Below are 20789 nucleotides of genomic sequence, written 5' to 3' on the forward strand. Positions count from 1 at the left end.
TTAAGCCTGAGCAAGGTTTCAGGAACTCACCAGCAGGACCGCCCCGGTGACTATGGCGAAGATCGCCGCCCATATCACAGCGAACCTCACAACTCTGCCAAGTGGCAGCCGCCGGACGAGCAATGCGGACACTGGTAGGACGAGCATCAACAGCAGCAACAGCGCCGCGGCGCTGTCGTTCACAGCATGAACTCCTGACCATCAAAACATGGCTCCACACCCGAGGGCAGCTCCGCGAGCAAAGACGCGTAATCCATGGAGTGATCCATATGGGTCAAAGCAGCGCGCCGCGGCTGTAGCTCGTTGATCCACCCAAGGGCCTGTTCAAGGCTCGGGTGCGTCGGGTGGGTTCGACGACGCAGCGCGTCGACAATCCATAGATCCAGCCCGCTATAAAGAGAGCGCATCTGCTCCGACATGCCACTGATATCAGTGGCATAACCGAATGCCTTATCATCGGCTTCGAACCGCAACCCGGCCGAGGTGATCGCCCCATGCGGCTGGTCCACGACCCGCAAGTTGATCGGCCCGACCGTGAACGCGTCGGGAAGCTCGTGGAGTGACACCGTAGGCGGATACTCGTCCTGTCCAGCAAAGACGTAGCCGAACATTGTCTTGAGCTTCGCACCGGTATGCCGGCGTGCAAAACCGGTGACTGGCCGGCCGATCTGGTGATAAATCTGTCGCAAATCGTCGATCCCAAACACGTGATCGGCGTGTTCGTGAGTCCAGATTACCGCATCCACCGTACCGACGCCTGCAGCCAACAACTGCTGGCGCATGTCCGGTCCCGTGTCGACCAGGATACGGGTACCCTCATGCTCCACCAGAACCGAGACCCGTGTTCGCCGGTTTCGGGGTTCCGACGGATCGCACAGGCCCCAGTCATTGCCGATCCTCGGCACTCCTGAAGACGTCCCACAGCCGAGGACACGGACCTTCACGCGGTCGTCTTATCGAACAAGGCATGAAAGTTTCGAGCCGTAACTTCTTTGAGACGCTCGACGTTCTCGCCTCGAAGGTCAGCCAGGAAATTGGCGGTATCGGCGACAAAGGCGGGCTCGCCAGTCTTCCCTCGATGTGGAACGGGCGCAAGAAACGGTGCGTCTGTCTCTATCAGCAGGCGATCGAGAGGAAGAGCGGCAGCGGTCTGCTGAAGGTCGCGCGCGCTCTTGAACGTCACGATCCCGGAGATCGAGATGTAGAAGCCGAAATCGATCGCGATGTCAGCGAAGGCTTTCGTGCCAGTGAAACAGTGGATTACGCCCGAGAAGGCGCCCTTCCCCAACTCATCCCTGAGTATCTCGGCCGTATCTTCTTCGGCCTCGCGCGTGTGGACAATGATCGGCACTCCCGCCTCCCGTGCCGCAGCGATATGAGCGCGAAAGCTCGCTTGCTGCCTGACCCGGTCGGAATGATCGTAGAAATAATCGAGCCCACTCTCGCCAATACCCACCACACGCGGATGACGTGCTCGCTCCACGAGCTTGGCTGTGTCGACGTGCGGATGCTGATCTGCCTCATGCGGGTGGATACCCACCGTAGCCCAAACGTCCGGTTCTCGCTCGGCTGTCGCGAGAACATCATCCCACTCGCTTTCTCGTGTCGCAATGTTGAGCATCGCGCTCACGCCGCGGGCGCGTGCTCGTTCAAGCACCGCCTGCTGTTCTTCGGCCAAGCCCTTGTAGTTGAGGTGACAATGGCTGTCAGCGAGCATCAGGCAGTCTCCACCGGCATTTCGAGCCGCGGGAAGGCTGGTGATGGCACCGACAAGGCTGCGCCGCTGCTCACCCGACGCTCATACCAGCCATCATCGTCGATCGCGGCATGATCGCGTTCCGCCTCCGCCACGCCGAGTTGATCGAGGATCGCGCCGGCACCCGCGGGAACCACCGGAAGGATCGCGATCGCGAGCATCCGGATTGCGCGGACCAGGGTGCGCAACACGGCGTTCATCCGCTCAGGATCGGTCTTGCGAAGGCTCCAGGGTGCCTGAGCGTCGATATACTGGTTGCAGGCGAAAACGCCGCGCATCCAAGCTTCGATCCCCTGACTCAACATGAGATCACCGAAAGCAGCCTTAAGCCCCGCTGCGGCAACGATAACTTCTTCGATCAACACACCATCAGTGTCGTCAGCGCGGCCACCCTCCGGGAGGTTGCCGAGGTTCTTCGCGATGAACGATAATGTGCGCTGCGCGAGATTGCCGAACGAATTCGCCAGCTCCGCATTAACGCGAGTTACAATGGCTTCTGCCGAATAGCTGCCATCCTGTCCGAAACTCACCTCACGTAAAAGGAAGTAGCGAAGCGCATCGACACCGAAGGCGGACACTAGGTCAGCAGGATCGACGACGTTGCCGACGCTCTTCGACATCTTCTCACCGCGGTGAAGCACGAACCCGTGCCCAAACACCGACCGCGGCAGTGGTAGCTTCGCCGACATCAGAAATGCCGGCCAATAAACGGCGTGAAAGCGGACGATATCCTTTCCGATCAGGTGCAAATCGGCCGGCCAGTGGCGCATTTCGGCCTCCGGATAGCCGGCGCCGGTCAGGTAGTTCGTGAGTGCGTCCACCCACACATACATGACATGCCCGGGACTGCCCGGAACCGGCACGCCCCAGTCAAAGCTGGTACGCGACACCGACAAATCCGACAGCCCGCCTTCCACAAACCGCATAACTTCGTTGCGCCGCGATTCCGGACGAATGAAATCGGGATTGTCGCGATAGAGGTCGAGCAGTGGCTGCTGATATTTGGAAAGGCGGAAAAACCAGGTCTCCTCCGCCGTCCACGTCACCGGCGTCCCTTGCGGCGAGAGCTTCTCACCTCCCTCACCAGCGACGAGCTCCTTCTCGTCGTAAAAGGCCTCGTCTCGCACAGAGTACCAGCCTTCGTAGCGATCGAGGTAAAGATCTCCGGCAGCCTCCATTGCCTGCCAGATCGCCTGACTGGCGCGGTAATGATCGGCATCCGTAGTGCGGATGAAGCGATCATAAGAGATGTTCAGATTGTCGCACATAGCACGGAAATGAGAGGACATTTCCGAAGCGAGGTCGCCTACCGCCATGCCGCGATCCCGGGCGGTCTGCACCATCTTCAGACCATGTTCGTCCGTCCCCGTCTGAAAACGAACGTCGCGCCCGGACTGGCGCTGGAACCGCGCGATGGCGTCGGCAGCGATCGCTTCATAGGCATGGCCGATGTGCGGCTTTCCGTTGGGATAGCTGATCGCGGTGGTGATGTAGAAGGGTTCGCCCATAGGAGTTCGCCTCTACTATCGAGCGAGCCGCGCGACCACCCCCGCCAGTTCAAACACGGTTGTCCCGGGATCAAGGGAGAGACCGCGGGCACTGGCTGCGATCCTCCGCCCCTCGTCATACGCATCCAGGGCCGTGCGCAGCGCGGTGCCGGAGCGGTAGGGCGCCTGTTCCGCGATGAAGGTGGGCACACGATCGAGGAACGCCTCATACCGTGGCTGCGCCGCCTTCAACGACAGCGCGCGCATCAGCTTCACCCGCTCAACGTTGTCGCGGTCACCATGTTGCGCGATTGCGGCCAGCGCCGCGTCGATCCTGTTGAGTTCAAGCCCAGCGAAGCGGAGCGCCCGCCCTGGCGACCCAGCGCCCGCCCGCAGCAACGACTCGCGTTCATCCTGGCTGGCGTCGGGCAGGAGATCCGAAAGGGCAGCCTGCATGTCGGCATCACTCAGCGGGTCAAAGCGCAACAAGCGACACCGCGAGCGGATCGTCGGCAGGAGGCGGCCGGGTGCATGGCTGATCAACAGGAAAACAGTGCCGGCAGGCGGCTCTTCCAGATTCTTCAGCAGCGCGTTCGCCCCAGCGCGCTCGAGATCGTCAACGGCGTCGATCACAATAACCCGGCGCGGACCGAGCGACGGCGTGGTCGCGAACAGGGGCTGGAGCCCGCGAACCTGAGCGATCGTGATGCTGCGCGCGAGATCACCATCGGGCTTGCCGTCCTTCGGCAAACGCTCAAGCACGCGAAGGTCGGGATGCGAGCCCGCCTCGACGAGCGCGCGGGTCCGTTCGGGCCCGAGATCACCGGACGCCCGCGCCAGAAGGTCGACGGCCGCCTCCCGAGCAAAGCTGCCCTTCCCTATCCCTTGCGAGCCGGCGAACAACCAGGCGTGGTGCATGGTTCCGCCAGCCACCGCTGCCTGAAATGCCTCCCGCGCCGCGTTGTTGCCGCGCAGGGCGATCACGGCAGCAGATCGCTCAGTTCGGACAGCAGCAGCGCCGTGACGTCGCCGGGCGAGCGGCTAGCATCGACCACCCTGAACCGGCCCGGCTCACGGGACGCAAACGCGCGAAAGGCCCGGCCAACGTCGGCATGGAAATGCTCGCTGCGCATCGAGAAGCGGTCCGTCGCATCGCCATCGCGCAGAGCAGCACGACGAACGCCTTCGGCCACCGGCAAATCCAGAACAAAGGTACGATCCGGGAGAAGGCCGCGAGACCCGAAGCCGTGGAGCGCCAGGATCGCCGCGTCGTCTATCCCGCCCGCTGCGCCTTGGTAGGCGCGGGTCGAGTCGATGAAACGATCGGTGATCACCCATGTGCCTGCTTCAAGCGCCGGCTTGATAACCTTTTCGACGTGGTCCGATCGCGCTGCGGCGAACAACAGGGCCTCCGCACGAGCGCCCCAACGTGTAACGTCACCTTGCATCAACAAGGTGCGTATCGCCTCGGCGCCCTCGCTTCCGCCTGGTTCCCGGGTGACGAGCACGGACAACCCACGCGATTCGAGCGCTGCAGCCAGCGCCCGAACCTGCGTCGACTTACCCGCTCCCTCGCCGCCCTCCAGCGAGAGGAAGCGTCCGTTCATCCGAACAACCCGGCGAGACCAGCCCAGGCACGACCGAAGAAGCCAGCTTCCTCGACATCCTTTTCGGCAACCAGCGGCATGGTCTGAACCGGCAGGCCAGGTGAGGTGATCACAAGATCGGCGACATGCGCGCCAGCCTTGATTGGTGCCTTGATCGGCCCCTGATAGACGACCTTCGCGCTCATGGCCGGTGCGGCACCTGACGGCAGCGCAACCTTCAGGTCACGTGGCGCAACAAGGCCCACGGTGGACGCATCGCCAAGCTGAACTTCAGCCTCGGTGACCTTGCGCCCCTGCTTCACGACCGGCTTCGCCTGCCATGCGCGGAAGCCCCAGTCCATGAAGCGCACCGACTCGCTGATGCGCTGATTGGAGCTCGTCAGCCCGGCGAGCACCATGACCAGGCGACGGCCATTCTGTTCCGCAGATCCGGTGAAGCCATAACCGGCCTCTTCGGTGTGCCCCGTCTTAAGCCCGTCGGCACCGGCAACGCGGCCCAGCAGAGGATCGCGATTCGCCTGGGTGATGGCGTTGCCTGATCCGAGCGTCTTGCCCCAGGTAAATTCGCGCCGCGAGTAGAACTGCTTGTAGAGACGCGGGTGATCTTCAATCGTGGACGCCGCCAGCTTCGCCAGATCACGCGCCGTCACATAGGTGACGCCATTGTCGGGCCAGCCATTGGACGTACCAAAGTGGCTGTTGTTGAGGCCCAGCTTCTTGGCAGCTTCATTCATCCGCTGCGTAAAAGCTTCCTCGGTGCCGGAAATGCCCTCAGCCAGCACGACGCACGCATCGTTACCCGAAAGCACGACAATGCCGTACAGAAGGTTCGCAACGGAAACCCGCTCGCCCGGTGACAGGAACATGGTCGAGCCTGCCGACGGACCATGCCACTTCTGCCATGTTTCCGGTCGGACTTCGAACTCTTGATCCAGCTTCAGCTCGCCGCGCTTGATGAGATCAAACGCCACATAGGCCGTCATCATCTTCGCCATCGATGCGGGTGGCATCCGGCGATCGGCGTCCTTGGCGAAGAGCACGGCGCCGGACGACAGATCCTTCAGGAAGGCGACAGGCGCCACGGTCTGGAACTGCGGCGCAGAGGCGGCGGAGGGGTAGGCGACAGACAAGGCAATCGCCGGCACCGCAAGATAGGACAGAAGCTTGGTCATGGACGCTCTACTCGGTGCTTTTCTCAAGGCTGAACAATGATTGCGGCACCGCCATAGCCGCGGCGCTCGGCTGCGTCACGTGCGCGTTGGGCGGAATTCTTATCGGCAAATGGCCCCAGCCGAACTCGGTGGAGTCCGCCGGTGCCTTCGACATAGCCCCCCAGCGTTTCCGCCAGTGCACGGGCGCGCGATTGGCTGGACAGCGCCGCCACCTGCACGAGATATCTCCCTGATGTCGCCATGCGTGGGACGGCGGGCGTCACGCGGGACGGAACGGCCGACGTACGCACAGCGGTGGGCATAGCGGAAACTGCGGGAGATCGGGTCTGGGAAGCAGTGATTGCTGCGGCAGAACCGAGTTCGAGCTGCTTGCGAAGTGCCGCAAGCAGTCCGGGCGGTGCATCAAGTCGCCGTCCCGCGGGACGACCCGCCCTCAGTTCCGCCAGATCGGCCGCACTGGCGGCGACTCCGCGGACGCGAACCGGCGCGGAGAGCCTGTCGGCCAGACCGAGCAACCCCGCTGCGGCCGGCGAAAGCTCGATCTCTGCACTGTCCCCGCGTGGCGCCATGTGACCATCGATGAGGACAAGGATCGTGCTGCCGGTGTCCAGCGACGTGACCTCCGCCACAGACCCTGAAGGAAGCTGGTGATGGGCGGCAACGATGGCAGTCTGGCTGGCCAAGCCTCCGGCAGCGCTGGTGGTTGCAGCCGCATCAGGCGAGCGCCTTCTTGCGGGCCCCACCTGATCATAGCGAGGCTGCCCCATGCCGGACGTCGCAGCCGGTCCCGCCGGCGTGCCCGCCTCTGGCGGAAGCGGCACGCTCGTTGATGCGGGAAGCTGAGCCGGAGCGGGATTGGCGGCGGCAATTGATGCCAGGGCAAGTCCAACCAGCGTGGGCCGGGCCCTATTGCTCCACGGCATCAGCCAGCAGACCGACCGAAAGCGCATAAAAATTCGAGCAATTATAGTCGAGGATCACCCGGTAATTGCCGGTCAGCAAATAGGCCGTCTGGCCCGGACCATCCGGCTCCATCAGGGTGGCGAGGACGTCATCCGCGGGCCAGGCGCGTCCCTGCGGTACGATGCCGAGCGCACGCCATTCGGCCATGGTTCGCCATGTGCTGTGCCGTTCGAAGACACGTGGGCAGCGAGGCGAAACCAGCCGGTTGCGCTGGCTCGAACGATCGAACCCCGCGGGTACGGAGACGGCAAAGCCCCATGGCTGACCGGGGCGCCAGCCCGCGTTGACGAAGTAGTTGCCGATAGAGGCAAGCGTATCCGCCTGGCTGTTCCAAATGTCTGCGCGGCCGTCTCCATCGCCGTCCTTGGCGAGGCGCAGATAAATGGAGGGCAGGAATTGGGGGTTACCCGTGGCCCCTGCCCAGCTACCCTTCAACGTCTCTCGCGAGATCCCGCGTTCCAGGATCTTGAGCGAAGCGATGAACTCGCCTGCGAAGAGCGAGCGGCGGCGCCCCTCATAGGCAAGCGTCGCCAGGCTGCGGAGCAGGTCGAAGTTGCCGGTATAACTGCCGTAATTCGTTTCGTGGCCCCAGATCGCCACCATGATCGATTCCGGCACGCCGGTCTCCGCCTCCACGCGCGCCAGTCGCCCCCGGTTGGCGACATAGGCCGCGCGGCCGCGGGAAATGCGCGCCGCATCCACGTGACGCGCCTTGTACGGGGCGAACGGCGGGCTGGCGGTGGATTGCGGATTGCCGGGCTGCGCACGGTCAAGCTCCACCACGCGCGCGCTATAGGTAAGCGTCGGCAGTATCGCATCGACGGTGGATGGTCGCACGCCTTCGCGCAGTGCCTGCGCCCGCAGTTCGGGCAGATAGGCCTGAAAGCCCGCCTCGTCCTGAGCAGCTGCCGCACCGGCGAAGGTGAAGCCCGCCGCCAGGGCGGTTGCGATCCGAAAAAAATGACTGGTGATGTTGAAGCCCCTCACCCCTGCTGTGTGACACAGCCGGCCATTATTCGGAACCGTCAATCATCGACGGGCTTGCACGTATCGCCGCACCGCGCCACAGGGCGTTCCGGACGGATGGGTGGCCGAGTGGTTTAAGGCAGCGGTCTTGAAAACCGCCGTGGGTTCACGCTCACCGTGGGTTCGAATCCCACCCCATCCGCCAACCCAGCCTGCGCAAAGCGTGTCGGCGTTACCTTCGCTACCCGGATCTTGGGACAGGCACGGACGTGATAGCTACTTGGCGGTCGCCAATAGCTTCTCTGGGGTAGAAAAGCGTAGATGGGGATCCGTCTACAGATCAAACCATGCCGGCGAGCAGTTCGATACCGTCGATCATCTCGAGCTCATGGCTCAGGCGGCGATCAACAGCGGCTTGATGAAGCACATGCCCGAGCTGTTCATCGGAACACCCTACCCTCCGGGCATCTGGAGCTGAGTCCACGCTTACGTCCTCACAAGACCAGCAACTGCTTGAAAATGTCGGGTCGGAGGGGCTTGTTGAAGCGGCAGCCTGCCGTGAAATCGTCAGCCCACATCACATCTGCTGAAAGGGTGCCGGCGAGAGGCAGCGTGAGCCAGATGCTACTCCCGACACGCAGCGCAGAGTGCGTCTGCATCCGGGCTCCATCTATGGAGATGTCCACGATCTTGCATAAAGTGCGCCGCAAGCCGCCATCGCCCACCCGCGCATCAAACGAAACCGGCGCACGCGGGCTGCGGCGCCGGCCAGTCGTTTCAGCTGGTTCATATTCCGCCGCGAACATCAGGCAAATGCTAGGCTCGCGGCGGTTAACCAGTCGTTTACTTGCGAAGCGTGAGCCCGCCGAAACGCTTGTTGAAGCGCGCGACCTGACCACCCTGGTCAAGCATCTGACCGCGACCGCCGGTCCATGCCGGGTGCGCCAGCGGATCGATTTCGAGCGTCATCGTGTCGCCTTCCTTGCCCCAGGTGGAGCGGGTTTCGTACACAGTGCCGTCCGTCATCTGCACCTTGATCATGTGGTAGTCGGGGTGGGTGTCTTTCTTCACGTCTTCTTCTCCGGAATGGCTGGTTCCAACCAGCCTAAAAGGAAGCGGCGCGCCTAGCAGACGCGCGCTCCCCCTGCAATCCACAGCTTTCGGCCTAGACCAAGCTCACGCAGACGGCGGATCAGCGATCATGGCCGTGAACTCACATTCGGCGGCCAGGTCATCACCGATCAGTGCCCTTCCCGCAAACTTGCACACCCGGGCGCGCTTTTGCACGAAGGAAACCTGAAGCCGCAGCAGAACCCCGGGCTCCACCGGCTTGCGAAATTTCACGCCGTCGATCGACATGAAATACACCAGCTTGCCGGTACCCGCGAGACCGAGGCTCTCGACCGCGAGGACGCCGGCGGCCTGCGCCAGCGCCTCTACGATCAGCACGCCCGGCATGATCGGACGCCCTGGGAAGTGCCCTTGGAAGAACTGCTCGTTCATCGTCACCGCCTTGATGGCGGTGATCGACTCATCGGGCACCAATTCTTCCACCCGGTCGACGAGCAGCATCGGATAACGATGCGGCAGCGCCGCCATCACCCGAGTGACGTCAAAGGGCCCGAGTGCCGTCGAGTTGGGCGTATCGGTCATGACTGGGATCAGCGACCCTGCGGCTGGTTACGCTGCGGCTGGGCTGCCGGCGCGGCCTGTGCCTGACCCTGTCCGCCCGGCTGCCAGTTTGCCGGCGGCGTGATCCCGACGCTCGGCACCGACTTGTCGAGTTCAGCGGTAATCGCCGAGGTGATATCAGCGGCGGGCTGTGCATAGAGCGCAGCCTCGGGACGCAGCAGCAGCGTCACGTTGCGCGCGCGCACGGCAGCCTGCACCGCATCCGACAGCTTCGCGCTGATCTGCTCAATCGCATAAGCTTCGGCACGCTGAGCCGGCTCGGTCAGACGGGCGAGCTCCTGCTGAGCGGCCTGCTGCTTGGTCTGAATGGCCTGTGCCTGAGGACGAAGCGACGCTTCGCTTGCGCCAGGCGCCCGCGCGGCCGTCTGATAGGCGGTCACCAGCGGCTGCAGCTCGGCCTGGATCGCGGTGCGCCGCGTGTTCGCCTGATCGAGCTGGGTCTTGTACTGCGTCTGGATCTGCGAACGGGCAGTCGTCCAGGCCTTGGAATTGGCAACAGCCTGCTCCGGGTTGGCGACAGCGATGCCTGACACCTGCGCGGTGGCGGTACCAGCGGAAAACGCAACCGGGGCCGCGAGTGCTGCGGCGAGCAGCATGTGCTTGAACTTGGTCATCAGAACTGAGTCCCTACGTTGAAGGTAATAAGCTTGTCGTCGTCGCCTTCCTGCTTGATCAGGGCGCGAGCGATGTCGATGCGCAGCGGGCCGAATGGCGAGGTCCAGTTGACGCCGAAGCCGACCGACAGACGCGGCTTGGCCGAGTTGCCGAGGAAGCTCTCCTTGAACGGCTGCGACGCGATCTGCGCGGTATTCGGGATGATGCCATTGCAGTTCCCGCTGGCATCGGGGATGCCAGCCGCGCAGGTCGTGGTGACCGGAACCCCGGCCGGGTTCGTGTAGTAATAGAGCGGGTTACCAGCGGTATCCGTCTGCGGCAGCGGCAGCACGATCGTGTTGCCATTTGCGTCCGTCGTCGTCGGGAACACCGCTGTCGGACGCGGACGGGTGATGTTGAACAAGCTGCCCGCCTGAACATAGACCGACGGACGGAGGCCAAGCTCACGCGCGCCCGAACCAAGCGGAATCTCGAGCTCGATACGGCCGAGGTAGTAAGCCGTGCCGCCAAGTGCGTCATCGACGATTTGATCACGATCCGTGATCAGCACCTGAGCGCCGCTCTCGTTTGTCGTATAATATTGCCGCAGCACGCGCGGCCCGACGCCGCGGATGTCGAAGCCGCGGAACTGCGGCTCGCCAAGGTAGAAGCGGTCGGTAATGCGGATCGGATCAACGCCCTCGTCCGGGCTATCCTCGAGCGGATGGATGTAGCCGCCCTCCGCCAGCGCGGAGAGGACGAAGCCGCCGCCAATCCCCCAATATTTCGCCGCATCGGCACGGGTGCGCAGATACTTCACATCGCCGCCAAGACCCGCAAAGTCCTGGCTGAAGGTGAAGCGTTGGCCAGCGGTCGGACGCAGGCGGCTGTTGAGGCTGTCGTAGATCAACGAATAGCCGACGGACGAGGTCAGACGGTTGCCCAAAGCGTCACACAGATAGCGCCCGGCAAGAAGCGGGTCGCACCGCCCGTTCCGGAAGAACTGATCGCGATCCAGGCTCACTTCATCATAGGACAGGCCATAACGCGCCGACAAAGACCAATATTCGGTCAGCGGAACGCCAGCGCGCACCTGGAAGCCGGTCGACACCTGGCTGTAGGTCGTCTCACGATTGTTATTGATGAAGTTGAAGGCATTGTAGTCGCGGCGGAACACATCAACGCCGACCGCGATGTTCTTGTCGAATAGATAAGGTTCGGTGAACCCGGCCTCGATCGACTTCGAATAGCTCGAATAGTTCACGCCGAAGCGAAGTTCCTGGCCCTTGCCGCGGAAATTACGCTGGGTCAGGTTGAACTGCAGAATGAAGCGTTCGAGGCTCGAGAAGCCGGCCGACAACTGAAGCTCACCGGTCGCACGCTCTTCGACGTTCGCGCCGAGGATGACGCGATCAGGTCCCGTGCCTGGCGTCTGCTTAATCTCGAACTTGTCCTGGAAATATCCCAGGCTGTTGATGCGATCCTGCGAACGACGCACCTGGAAGCTGTTGAACGCGTCGCCTTCCGCAAGGCGGATCTCGCGGCGGATCACCTTGTCCTGAGTTTGCGTGTTGCCCGTGATGTCGACCCGCTCAACGTAGGTCCGCTTCGCTTCCGCGATGTGGAAGTTGATGGACATGGTGAGCGATTCACGATCGCGCTGGAACTCCGGATTGATCTCCGTGAAGGCGTAGCCGAACAGGCCCGTCGTCTGGCTGAGGCTGTCGACGGTGTCTTCGACCAGCTTCGCGTTGTACCAGTCGCCCTTCTTCACAGCGAGCGTCTTGGCCAGCGCCTTGTCGTCGAAGTCGCGAATGTCGCTGTCGACGGTGACGTCACCGAATTTATAACGAGGGCCTTCCTCCACCACGTAGGTGATGATGAAGTCTTCCTTGTCCGGCGTCAGCTCGGCCACCGCGCTCGTGACGCGGAAGTCGGCATAGCCCTCGGTCAGATAGAATTGGCGCAGCTTCTGCTGGTCGTACGCCAAACGATCCTGGTCGTAGGTGGTGTTGGACGACAGCAGGCGGAAAAGCCGTGCCTGCTTAGTCGCCATCTGCTCACGCAGCTTGTCGTCGTCGAACACCTCGTTGCCGATGATGTTGATCTGCCGAACCTTGGACTTGGGGCCTTCGCTGATCTCGAAGACCACGTCGACGCGGTTCTGATCGAGCGACACCATCTTGGGCTCGACACTCGCGCCAAACCGGCCCTGGCGGCGGTATAGCTCCACGATGCGGGCGACATCCTGGCGAACGGCCGAGCGGGTGAAGACCTGGCGCGGCTTAAGCCGGATCTCCTTGGTAATCTTGTCCTCTTTCAGGCGCTTGTTGCCCTCGAGGATGACCCGATTGATGATCGGGTTTTCCCGTACGCGAAGAACGATGTCGCCGGTTTCCGCGCCGGACACCGTCACGTCAGCAAACAAGTCGCTGGCGTATAGGTCCTTGATCGCCTGATCGAGCGCTTCGTTGGTGTACGTCTGTCCGACCCGAAGCTTGGTGTAGCTAAGCGCGGTATCCGGCTCGATGCGCTGCGAGCCTTCGACGCGCAGCGACCGAATCACGCGCTCGACCGGAGGCGCGACCGCTGGCGCGGCCTGCTGCACCTGAGGCTGGGCAGACGTGCTCTGCTGCGCTGCCGCCATGGACGGAACGCCCGCAAGCATCGTGCAGCCAAGCAGAAGCGCAGCCGCGCGCGGTCGAGCAAACGAAGTGTTCAATACAGTCACCAAATCCACCCCGGTAAGCCCAAACAAGCCCGTGAGCGCAGCGCCCTGCCCTTGAATCGTCAACCGATCAAGCGGGCGAGGCTGCGCCAAAGGCCGAAATTCCCCAGATCATTGAAGGTCACCAGCAGCATGAGGCCGAGGATCGCCGCCAGACCGCCGCGAAACGCCCATTCCTGTGCATCCGGCCCGACCGGACGCCGGCGCACTGCCTCAATCGCGTAGAAGAGCAAATGACCGCCATCCAGCATGGGAACTGGCAGCAGGTTGATGAACCCCAGATTGATGGACACCAGCGCGATCAGAAAGACGAAGGCTTCCGGGCCAAGGGTGATCTGCTCACCCGACACCTTTGCAATCGACAGCGGACCGCCCAGCTCCTTCACCGAGCGGCGACCGGAGATGATCTGACCGATCGTTTCCACCATCATGGAAACGATCTCGCCCGTCCGCCGAACTGCGATGCCCGGCGCCTCCAGCAGGCTCACCGGCACAGACACTCGCTCCCCTCGGGCAATGCCCAGCATGCCGATACGGTAGCTGTTGCCGAAGCGGTCGACCTGTTGCTGAACCCCGATGGTCACCGGACGCGTCAGCTGCTCACCGGCGCGCTCGAACGTAACCTGCGTCACCTCGCCCGGATGGATCCGGGTGTAGGACAGCATGTCCTCGAAAATCGCGATCTCGCGATCGCCCAACCGAGTGATGCGGTCGCCGGCCTGCAGCCCTGCCCGTGCGGCAGCACTTCCCTGGACTACCGTTCCGACGACCGGAGGCGTGCGGGTATCACCAAATGCGAGGGCGAAGCCGCCCAGGATCAGCATGGCAATCAAGAAATTGACGATCGGGCCAGCCGCGACGATGATCGCCCTCTGCCAGACCGGTTTCGCCTGAAACGTGCGATTACGCTCTTCGGCCGGCAGCGACAGCCACTCCGCTGAGGGCTGGCTCACCGCGTTCATGTCTCCGGCGAAGCGGACATAGCCGCCCAGCGGCATCCATCCGATCTTCCAGCGCGTCCCACGCTTGTCGGTCCAGCCGGCAATCTCGCGGCCAAAGCCAATCGAGAACACGTCGGACTTCACCCCGAACCAGCGAGCGGCCAGATAATGCCCCATCTCGTGCACGAACACGAGCGGCCCGATTACCAATACGAAGGCGAGCAGCGTCAGCGGCAGGCCAGGAGTTTCGATCAAGCGACGCGATCCTTCACACGCTCTTCCGCCAGTGCCCTCGCCTCGCGATCCACATTGAGAACCGCGTCGAGCGACGAGGGAGCGAGCGGATCAAAGCGTTCCAAGGTATCGGCGACGATTGCGGCAATTTCGAGGTAACCGACGCGCCCCTTCAAAAAGGCATCAACCGCCACTTCATTGGCCGCGTTCAAGATGGCCGGACGGGCGCCGCCTGCCTCCAGCGCCTCTCGCGCGAGACGAAGCGCCGGGAAACGCTCCTCATCGGGGGCCTCGAAGTCCAGACGCCCGACACGGACCAGGTCCAGCCTCTCGCCAGGCGTTGCCATGCGATCCGGCCAGGCGAGCGCATAAGCGATGGGCGTGCGCATATCGGGCGTGCCGAGTTGGGCAAGAACCGATCCGTCGACATATTCGACCATGGAGTGGATCACCGATTGTCGATGCACAACAATCTCGATCTGCTCCGACGCAACGGGGAACAGGTGGTAGGCCTCGATAAGTTCGAGCCCCTTGTTCATCATCGTCGCGGAGTCGACCGAGATCTTGGCCCCCATCGACCAGTTCGGATGCGCTACAGCCTGAGCCGGCGTGATGGCCCGCATGTCTTCCAGGGAGCGATCGCGGAACGGCCCGCCACTGGCGGTAAGCACGATGCGGCTGACCCGCCCGGCAAGACGCGCGTCAAGGCACTGAAAAATGGCGCTATGCTCGCTGTCGACCGGAAGCAGTGTCGCGCCACTACGCTGAACCGCAGCGTTCATCACGTCGCCGGCCGATACCAGCGCCTCCTTGTTCGCGAGCGCCAGGGTACCGCCCTGCTCCACCGCAGCCATCGCCGGCCTGAGACCGGCACAACCGACGATTGCTGCGACCGTGACCTCGGCGCCCATCGCCGCGGCTTCGGCCACCGCTGCATCACCGCCAGCCGCCTCGATCCCGCTGCCTGCCAGTGCATCACGCAGCGCCGGAAGGCGTGCTTCGTCTGCAACCACAGCGCGGCGCGCTCGCGTGCGCAGCGCAGCCGAGGCAAGCCGCTCAACGTCGCTATTTGCGGTAAGCGCAACGACCCGAAATGCGTCAGGCGAACGCTCGATCAGGTCGAGCGTCGATGTGCCGACCGACCCGGTCGCGCCAAGAACAGTGATTGTCTTCATCGGTAAAGATAGGGCGCGATCACGAGAAAGGCGGCCACCGGAGCGACTGGAACGACACCATCGAGCCGGTCGAGAACCCCACCGTGACCCGGCAGGATATTACCCGAATCCTTCACGCCCGCCTGCCGCTTGAGCCAACTTTCATACAGATCTCCTCCTTGCGCCAGGACAGCCAGCAGGGGAGTTCCCAGGGTCATGCGCCAGGGAAGGCCATAGCGGACATGCAAGATCAGCGCGAGGATAGTTGCCGCCGCCACGCCCCCGATCAACCCGGCCCAGGTCTTGTTAGGTGAGAGCTTTGGCGCGAGCTTCGGCCCGCCAATCGAGCGCCCAGCAAAGAAGGCACCGATGTCTGTCGCCCAGACGAGCGCCAGGGCCCAGAAGGCGAACAGCAGACCTTCATCCTGCCGGCGCAGGAACACGAGAGCGAGCACCGGAAGCCCGCAATAAACGACACCCTTACCCAAAGCCGAGCGCCGGGTGACAATGGCGACGAAGAAGGCAGCGCCGGCCAGCAGACCCAGCGAGAAGAAGTCATGCTCCTCCAGCACCAGCGACGCAGGCGCCATCACCGCCAGCGGAACCGACAAGCCGTATTGAGCGATCCGCTTTTCACGTGGCGAGACCTTCTGAAGGTCCGACCATTCCGCCATCATGAACAGTGCGACCACCACCGCCAGCAGCCAGAAGGCGATACCACCAAACCAGAGCGCTGCGGTTGCCACGGCGATCATTGCCACGCTGGCGATCATCCGCAGCCGCAGATTGGATGGCGTACGGAACTTGGCGTCGGGAGCAGTCACAAGCCTCCAAACCGCCGGTTGCGGGTGCCAAACGCAGCGACTGCTTCGTCCAGATCGGACGCGCCAAAATCCGGCCAAAGCGTGTCGACAAACAGCAGCTCGGCGTAAGCGGCCTGCCACAGAAGGAAGTTGGACAGGCGATGCTCACCCGACGTCCGGATCAAAAGATCCAACGGCGGCATGTCGCGGGTCTCGAGTTCAGCCTCTATAGCTGCCGCGTCGATCTGTTCGGGCGGCAAGCGCTCCGCCAGCCGGCGCGCGGCACGTACGAGTTCCGCCTGCGCACCATAGTTCAACGCAATCGCCAGGATCGGGCCCGTATTCGCGGAACAGCGCGCCAGCGCGTCGTCGATCAGCGCAACTACGTCGCCAGGGAAGCGCCGGTAGTCGCCAAGGATCTTGAGTCGGACGTTTTCACGAACAAGTTCTGCAAGGTCGCTGCGAATGAACAACCGCAGCAGACCCATTAGATCGCCGATCTCCTCCTCCGGGCGACGCCAGTTTTCGGAAGAGAAGGCATAGATCGTCAGCGCTTCGATGCCGATGGCGCGCGCGTGACGTGTCACGCGTCGCACCGCCTCTACGCCAGCCTTATGACCGGCAGCGCGGGGCAGCAGGCGCTTCTTGGCCCATCGTCCGTTGCCATCCATGATGATGGCGACATGACGCGGCATATTGAGGTTGCCCGCTTGGAGCGCTGGCGCAACACTCACAGGAACAGGTTCCCGCCCGCATTGTTGCCGGCGACAGGCAACGGGCACAAAGCCTGCACCGCGTCGGCCAGCGTCAGCTCCACGGCGGCGCGCAGAAAGGAACCTGAAAGTCCCGAACTCACTTGCCCAGGATTTCCTTTTCCTTGGCGCTAGCGGCCGCGTCGATGTCCGCGATCGTGGCGTCGGTCAGCTTCTGCACCTCGACCTCGTGCCGCTTGCGTTCATCTTCGCCAAAGACGCCCTTCTTCTCGTCGGTCTTCAAGCTATCCATGCCGTCGCGCCGGACATTACGAACCGCCACTTTCGCCTTTTCGGCATAGGATCCGGCAAGCTTCGCGAGTTCCTTGCGGCGCTCCTCGGTGAGATCAGGGATCGGCAAACGCAGCGTCTGGCCATCATTGATTGGATTGAGGCCGAGACCCGCCGATCGGATCGCCTTTTCCACTGGGCTGACGTTGCTCTTGTCCCACACCTGCACGGAAAGCATCCGCGGCTCCGGGACGGAAACCGTTGCCACCTGGTTCAGCGGCATATGCGAGCCATAGACTTCAACCGTCACGGGATCGAGCAACGCGGTGGACGCGCGGCCAGTACGAAGACCAGCCAGATCGCTCTTCAGCGCTTCCACCGCGCCAGCCATCCGGCGCTCCAGATCCGCTTTGTCATACGCGGGCATCGATCATCTCCTGTTCGTTCATTACGATCGTCGATACGCCCTCGCCCTGCAGCACGTCAGCAAAATTGCCGTGCTCGCGAATGTTGAAGACGACGATCGGGATATTCGAATCGCGGCACAATGCTACCGCACTCGCATCCATCACCTTGAGGTTCTTGGACAGAACGGTGTCGTACGAAATCGTCTCGTAACGCGTTGCGTTCGGCACCTGCTTCGGGTCCGCGTCGTAAATCCCGTCAACGCTCGTGCCCTTGAACAATGCGTCACAGTTCATCTCCGCCGCACGCAAGGCCGCACCGCTGTCTGTGGTGAAGAACGGCGAACCGACCCCAGCCGCAAAGATCACGACCCTGTTCTTCTCCAAGTGACGGACAGCGCGGCGGCGAATGAACGGCTCGCAAACCGACTGCATCGGAATTGCCGATTGGACACGGGTATCAACGCCGATCTGCTCCAACGCATTCTGGACCGCCAGCGCGTTCATGACCGTCGCCAACATGCCCATATAATCGGCGGTCGCCCGTTCGAAGCCCTTGGCAGCAGCAGCGAGCCCGCGGAAGATGTTGCCTCCACCGACCACCACGCAAAGCTCATATCCTTGAGCCTTAACGTCGGCGATCTCCTCGGCAACACGGCCAGTCACGGCGGGATCAATGGCTAGGCCATCTGCCCCCATCAGAACTTCGCCCGAAAGCTTCAGGAGGATTCGTTTGTAACGAGGGCTGGTCATTTGATCCGATACGGCTGAGGTCGGGCGGCGGGAACCTTAGGGAAGCCCCGCAAGGGTCGCAACCACTACGTCGCGGAACCTCAATTCCAAAGCGCTGCCTGACCGACAAAAATGATCCCGGCCTCACTCCGGAAATCAGCTCCCCAGTCACTGCGTAGCGACCGTCTGAGCAGATCTCCGGGCGAGACCGGGATGTTGATCGTCGAGCGACGGCTGGCCGTCGCCCGGAATGATCAGGCGGTCGGCTCCGCCTGCTTGTTCTGCGGCACGCCCGAAGCCGCAGCAACTTCAGCAGCGAAGTCCGACGCTTCCTTCTCAATGCCCTCGCCCAGCTGGAAGCGGACATAGTCCTTCAGAACGATCGGAGTGCCAGCGTCCTTGCCCGCCTTGGCAACGACGTCGCTGATGCGGGTCTTGCCGTCCATCACGAACAGCTGGCTGACCAGCGCATGCTCCTTGCGGTACTTCGCAATCGAACCCTCGACCATCTTAGCGATGATGTCGGCCGGCTTGCCACTCTCGCCTGCCTTTTCGGCGGCAATCGCGCGCTCACGCTCGATCTCGGCCTCGTCCAGGTCTTCCTCGTTCAGCGCCTTCGGGAACGCCGCGGCAACGTGCATTGCCAGCTGCTTGCCGAGGCTCTGAAGCACCTCATCCGAAGCTTCGCTCTCAAGCGCCACGAGAACGCCAATCTTGCCGAGGCCCGGCGCCTGCTGGTTGTGCACGTAGCCGACAACCGCACCCTTCGAGACTTCGAGGCGCTTCGAACGACGGAGCGACTGGTTTTCACCGATCGTTGCAATGTTGTTGGTCAGCACTTCCTCAACGGTCGTGCCCGATGGCATCTTCTCGCCCTTGAGCGAGTCGACATCGCCGCCAGTGGCGAGGGCGATCTGCGTCACTTCACGAACGAAATCCTGGAACTGGTCGTTCTTGGCGACAAAGTCGGTTTCCGAGTTCACCTCAACCGCCGCGCCCTTGGTGCCGCTGGTAGCGATGCCCACCAAGCCCTCGGCCGCGGTACGGCTGGACTTCTTCGCAGCCGCTGCCAGGCCCTTCGTGCGGAGCCAATCGAGCGCAGCGTCCATGTCGCCGCCAGTCTCGTTCAGCGCCTTCTTGCAGTCCATCATGCCTGCACCGCTCTTCTCGCGCAGGTCCTTGACCATCGCTGCCGTGATATCGGCCATCGTGTAATCCTTCCTGTGGATCCCGTGAGGTGGGATCAGCCCGTATGAAACCGCTCGTGCCGAGCCCGCCGAAGTACCGCCCTTCTCTCCGCAGCATTGCAGGAAAGAGACAGTGCTTCGACAAACTCGGCACGAAAAGGTGAGTGGCTTGTCGAAGCCGCAGTCTTACGCGTCGATCTGGCGCGATTCCTCTGCACCCGCAGTGGCAACCACCGGGTCGCTGCCCAGCGCTTCCTCCGCAGGCGGCTCGGCCATGGCACCGAAGTCAACGCCGCCACGGCGCTGCTGCTCTGCGTTGCCGCGGGTTGCGGCGATCGCAACCGCCTCGCAGTACAGCCAGATGGCACGGCTTGCGTCGTCGTTCGCGGGGACCGGGAACGCGATGCCGTCTGGAGACACGTTCGAATCGAGGATCGCAACGACCGGGATGCCGAGGGTGTTGGCTTCCTTGATCGCGAGCTCTTCCTTGTTCGCGTCGATCACGAACATGATGTCGGGAATGCCGCCCATGTCGCGGATGCCGCCCAGGCTCATCTCAAGCTTGTCGCGCTCACGGGTGAGCTGCAGCACTTCCTTCTTGGTGAGGCCGGCGGTGTTGCCTGACAGCTGCTCTTCAAGAGCCTTCAGACGCTTGATCGAGTTGGAGATCGTCTTCCAGTTGGTGAGCATGCCGCCCAGCCAACGATGGTTGACGAAGTGCTGGCCGGCACGACGCGCCGCGTCGGCAACCGGCTCCTGCGCCTGACGCTTGGTGCCTACGAACAGCACCTTGCCGCCCGACGCGACGGTCGAGCTGATGAACTCAAGCGCACGCGCAAAGAGCGGCACGGTCTGAGACAGGTCGATGATGTGGACGCCATTGCGCTCGCCGAACAGATACGGCTTCATCTTTGGGTTCCAGCGGTGGGTCTGGTGGCCGAAGTGCGCGCCGGTTTCGATAAGCTGCTGCATCGTGACGACAGGTGCCGCCATAATCTTTATTCCTTCCGGTTAGGCCTCTGGGAAGCGGATGGCGCAAGCCTGAAAGGCCAGCGCACCGGTAGTTGTACTTCCCATGCGGAGTTGAGGCCCGCGCCCTTACCGAAACATCCGTCCACGCACAAGCGGCTTGATACCGCTTGACCCGCACGAACATACGTGGAACAAACGCAAGAACAGAGAGGGAACCTAGCCGAACGCGAGTAGGAAATGCCGGTCCACGCAGCAAAGCCCAATGGTGCATTTTGGGTGGAAAGTGGAACAGCAGGTCTTTTCAGCGGTTTGCGCGCTATGGTTCGCAAGTGCCATGGAGGCAGACAATGATGGCGGTTGTGAGTTTCGCGATTTTTATCGGCGCGTTCGCAGTTTCAGCCTATGCTCTTGCGA

24 protein-coding genes and 1 tRNA gene are annotated in these 20789 nt (G+C 62.7%); 2 read left to right on the forward strand and 23 right to left on the reverse strand.

What is annotated here, in order from left to right; translation table 11 throughout:
- Nucleotides 1-18: 18 nt before the first annotated feature.
- From LQ954_RS06745 to LQ954_RS06785, 9 genes are all read right to left on the reverse strand, one after another.
- Nucleotides 19-183, reverse strand: a complete 165-nt coding sequence (locus LQ954_RS06745) for a hypothetical protein (protein WP_231022441.1) — start codon at nucleotides 181-183, stop codon at nucleotides 19-21.
- Nucleotides 180-944, reverse strand: coding sequence for an MBL fold metallo-hydrolase (locus LQ954_RS06750; protein ID WP_231022442.1), 765 nt, complete (start codon nucleotides 942-944; stop codon nucleotides 180-182). Before LQ954_RS06750 ends, LQ954_RS06745 begins: the two co-directional genes overlap by 4 nt.
- Complete coding sequence (locus LQ954_RS06755; RefSeq protein WP_231022443.1) at nucleotides 941-1717, reverse strand: TatD family hydrolase; 777 nt, start codon at nucleotides 1715-1717, stop codon at nucleotides 941-943. The genes LQ954_RS06750 and LQ954_RS06755 overlap by 4 nt, the downstream gene beginning before the upstream one ends.
- On the reverse strand, nucleotides 1717-3264 hold the full coding sequence (gene metG, locus LQ954_RS06760; RefSeq protein WP_231022444.1) for a methionine--tRNA ligase: 1548 nt from the start codon (nucleotides 3262-3264) through the stop codon (nucleotides 1717-1719). The genes LQ954_RS06755 and metG overlap by 1 nt, the downstream gene beginning before the upstream one ends.
- Nucleotides 3265-3279: 15 nt before the next feature.
- Nucleotides 3280-4227 (reverse strand): DNA polymerase III subunit delta', encoded by a 948-nt coding sequence (locus tag LQ954_RS06765; protein ID WP_227770233.1) that lies wholly within the window; start codon nucleotides 4225-4227, stop codon nucleotides 3280-3282.
- A complete protein-coding gene (gene tmk, locus LQ954_RS06770; RefSeq protein WP_227770232.1) occupies nucleotides 4224-4850 on the reverse strand; it encodes a dTMP kinase in 627 nt (208 codons plus the stop codon). Before tmk ends, LQ954_RS06765 begins: the two co-directional genes overlap by 4 nt.
- Nucleotides 4847-6022 carry a D-alanyl-D-alanine carboxypeptidase family protein gene (locus LQ954_RS06775; protein ID WP_231022445.1) on the reverse strand — a complete coding sequence of 392 codons (1176 nt, stop codon included), beginning with the start codon at nucleotides 6020-6022 and terminating at the stop codon, nucleotides 4847-4849. Before LQ954_RS06775 ends, tmk begins: the two co-directional genes overlap by 4 nt.
- A gap of 23 nt (nucleotides 6023-6045) precedes the next feature.
- The gene (locus LQ954_RS16235) at nucleotides 6046-6651 is read right to left on the reverse strand and encodes an SPOR domain-containing protein (protein WP_231022446.1); all 606 of its coding nucleotides are present in this window, start codon (nucleotides 6649-6651) and stop codon (nucleotides 6046-6048) included.
- Nucleotides 6652-6928: 277 nt separating this feature from the next.
- Nucleotides 6929-7936: a lytic murein transglycosylase gene (locus LQ954_RS06785; RefSeq protein WP_227771043.1), complete on the reverse strand. Its 1008-nt coding sequence runs from the start codon at nucleotides 7934-7936 to the stop codon at nucleotides 6929-6931.
- Between the two features lie 130 nt (nucleotides 7937-8066).
- Here LQ954_RS06785 and LQ954_RS06790 point away from each other — a divergent pair.
- Nucleotides 8067-8156: transfer RNA gene (locus LQ954_RS06790), tRNA-Ser, on the forward strand.
- Between the two features lie 75 nt (nucleotides 8157-8231).
- Nucleotides 8232-8429 carry a hypothetical protein gene (locus LQ954_RS06795; protein ID WP_231022447.1) on the forward strand — a complete coding sequence of 66 codons (198 nt, stop codon included), beginning with the start codon at nucleotides 8232-8234 and terminating at the stop codon, nucleotides 8427-8429.
- A 16-nt stretch (nucleotides 8430-8445) separates the two neighbouring features.
- Here the strand turns inward: LQ954_RS06795 and LQ954_RS06800 are convergent, their stop codons facing one another.
- From LQ954_RS06800 to rpsB, 14 genes are all read right to left on the reverse strand, one after another.
- Nucleotides 8446-8757 carry a PilZ domain-containing protein gene (locus tag LQ954_RS06800; protein ID WP_231022448.1) on the reverse strand — a complete coding sequence of 104 codons (312 nt, stop codon included), beginning with the start codon at nucleotides 8755-8757 and terminating at the stop codon, nucleotides 8446-8448.
- Nucleotides 8758-8794: 37 nt separating this feature from the next.
- On the reverse strand, nucleotides 8795-9022 hold the full coding sequence (gene rpmE, locus LQ954_RS06805) for a 50S ribosomal protein L31 (protein ID WP_066778564.1): 228 nt from the start codon (nucleotides 9020-9022) through the stop codon (nucleotides 8795-8797).
- 105 nt (nucleotides 9023-9127) lie between these two features.
- Nucleotides 9128-9604 carry a 3-hydroxyacyl-ACP dehydratase FabZ gene (fabZ, locus tag LQ954_RS06810; protein ID WP_269142134.1) on the reverse strand — a complete coding sequence of 159 codons (477 nt, stop codon included), beginning with the start codon at nucleotides 9602-9604 and terminating at the stop codon, nucleotides 9128-9130.
- An 8-nt stretch (nucleotides 9605-9612) separates the two neighbouring features.
- Entirely contained in the window at nucleotides 9613-10257 is a 645-nt protein-coding gene (locus tag LQ954_RS06815; protein ID WP_227770205.1) for an OmpH family outer membrane protein, read from the reverse strand.
- Complete coding sequence (gene bamA, locus LQ954_RS06820; protein ID WP_443026603.1) at nucleotides 10257-12971, reverse strand: outer membrane protein assembly factor BamA; 2715 nt, start codon at nucleotides 12969-12971, stop codon at nucleotides 10257-10259. Before bamA ends, LQ954_RS06815 begins: the two co-directional genes overlap by 1 nt.
- A gap of 56 nt (nucleotides 12972-13027) precedes the next feature.
- Nucleotides 13028-14161 carry a M50 family metallopeptidase gene (locus tag LQ954_RS06825; protein WP_227770204.1) on the reverse strand — a complete coding sequence of 378 codons (1134 nt, stop codon included), beginning with the start codon at nucleotides 14159-14161 and terminating at the stop codon, nucleotides 13028-13030.
- Nucleotides 14158-15315, reverse strand: coding sequence for a 1-deoxy-D-xylulose-5-phosphate reductoisomerase (locus LQ954_RS06830; RefSeq protein WP_231022450.1), 1158 nt, complete (start codon nucleotides 15313-15315; stop codon nucleotides 14158-14160). The genes LQ954_RS06825 and LQ954_RS06830 overlap by 4 nt, the downstream gene beginning before the upstream one ends.
- Complete coding sequence (locus LQ954_RS06835; RefSeq protein WP_231022736.1) at nucleotides 15312-16067, reverse strand: phosphatidate cytidylyltransferase; 756 nt, start codon at nucleotides 16065-16067, stop codon at nucleotides 15312-15314. The genes LQ954_RS06830 and LQ954_RS06835 overlap by 4 nt, the downstream gene beginning before the upstream one ends.
- Nucleotides 16068-16114: 47 nt before the next feature.
- A complete protein-coding gene (gene uppS / locus LQ954_RS06840; protein WP_231022737.1) occupies nucleotides 16115-16792 on the reverse strand; it encodes a polyprenyl diphosphate synthase in 678 nt (225 codons plus the stop codon).
- Between the two features lie 35 nt (nucleotides 16793-16827).
- On the reverse strand, nucleotides 16828-16953 hold the full coding sequence (locus tag LQ954_RS16120; protein WP_269142135.1) for a hypothetical protein: 126 nt from the start codon (nucleotides 16951-16953) through the stop codon (nucleotides 16828-16830).
- Nucleotides 16950-17507 (reverse strand): ribosome recycling factor, encoded by a 558-nt coding sequence (gene frr / locus LQ954_RS06845; RefSeq protein ID WP_227770202.1) that lies wholly within the window; start codon nucleotides 17505-17507, stop codon nucleotides 16950-16952. Before frr ends, LQ954_RS16120 begins: the two co-directional genes overlap by 4 nt.
- Nucleotides 17494-18237 carry a UMP kinase gene (pyrH, locus tag LQ954_RS06850; RefSeq protein WP_231022451.1) on the reverse strand — a complete coding sequence of 248 codons (744 nt, stop codon included), beginning with the start codon at nucleotides 18235-18237 and terminating at the stop codon, nucleotides 17494-17496. Before pyrH ends, frr begins: the two co-directional genes overlap by 14 nt.
- 233 nt (nucleotides 18238-18470) lie before the next feature.
- Entirely contained in the window at nucleotides 18471-19424 is a 954-nt protein-coding gene (tsf, locus tag LQ954_RS06855) for a translation elongation factor Ts (RefSeq protein WP_231022452.1), read from the reverse strand.
- 165 nt (nucleotides 19425-19589) lie between these two features.
- Nucleotides 19590-20396 carry a 30S ribosomal protein S2 gene (rpsB, locus tag LQ954_RS06860; RefSeq protein ID WP_227770199.1) on the reverse strand — a complete coding sequence of 269 codons (807 nt, stop codon included), beginning with the start codon at nucleotides 20394-20396 and terminating at the stop codon, nucleotides 19590-19592.
- Nucleotides 20397-20789: the final 393 nt, after the last annotated feature.

Origin of the sequence: Sphingomonas sp. IC-11 (assembly GCF_021043365.1) — a bacterium.
Taxonomy (GTDB): domain Bacteria; phylum Pseudomonadota; class Alphaproteobacteria; order Sphingomonadales; family Sphingomonadaceae; genus Sphingomonas.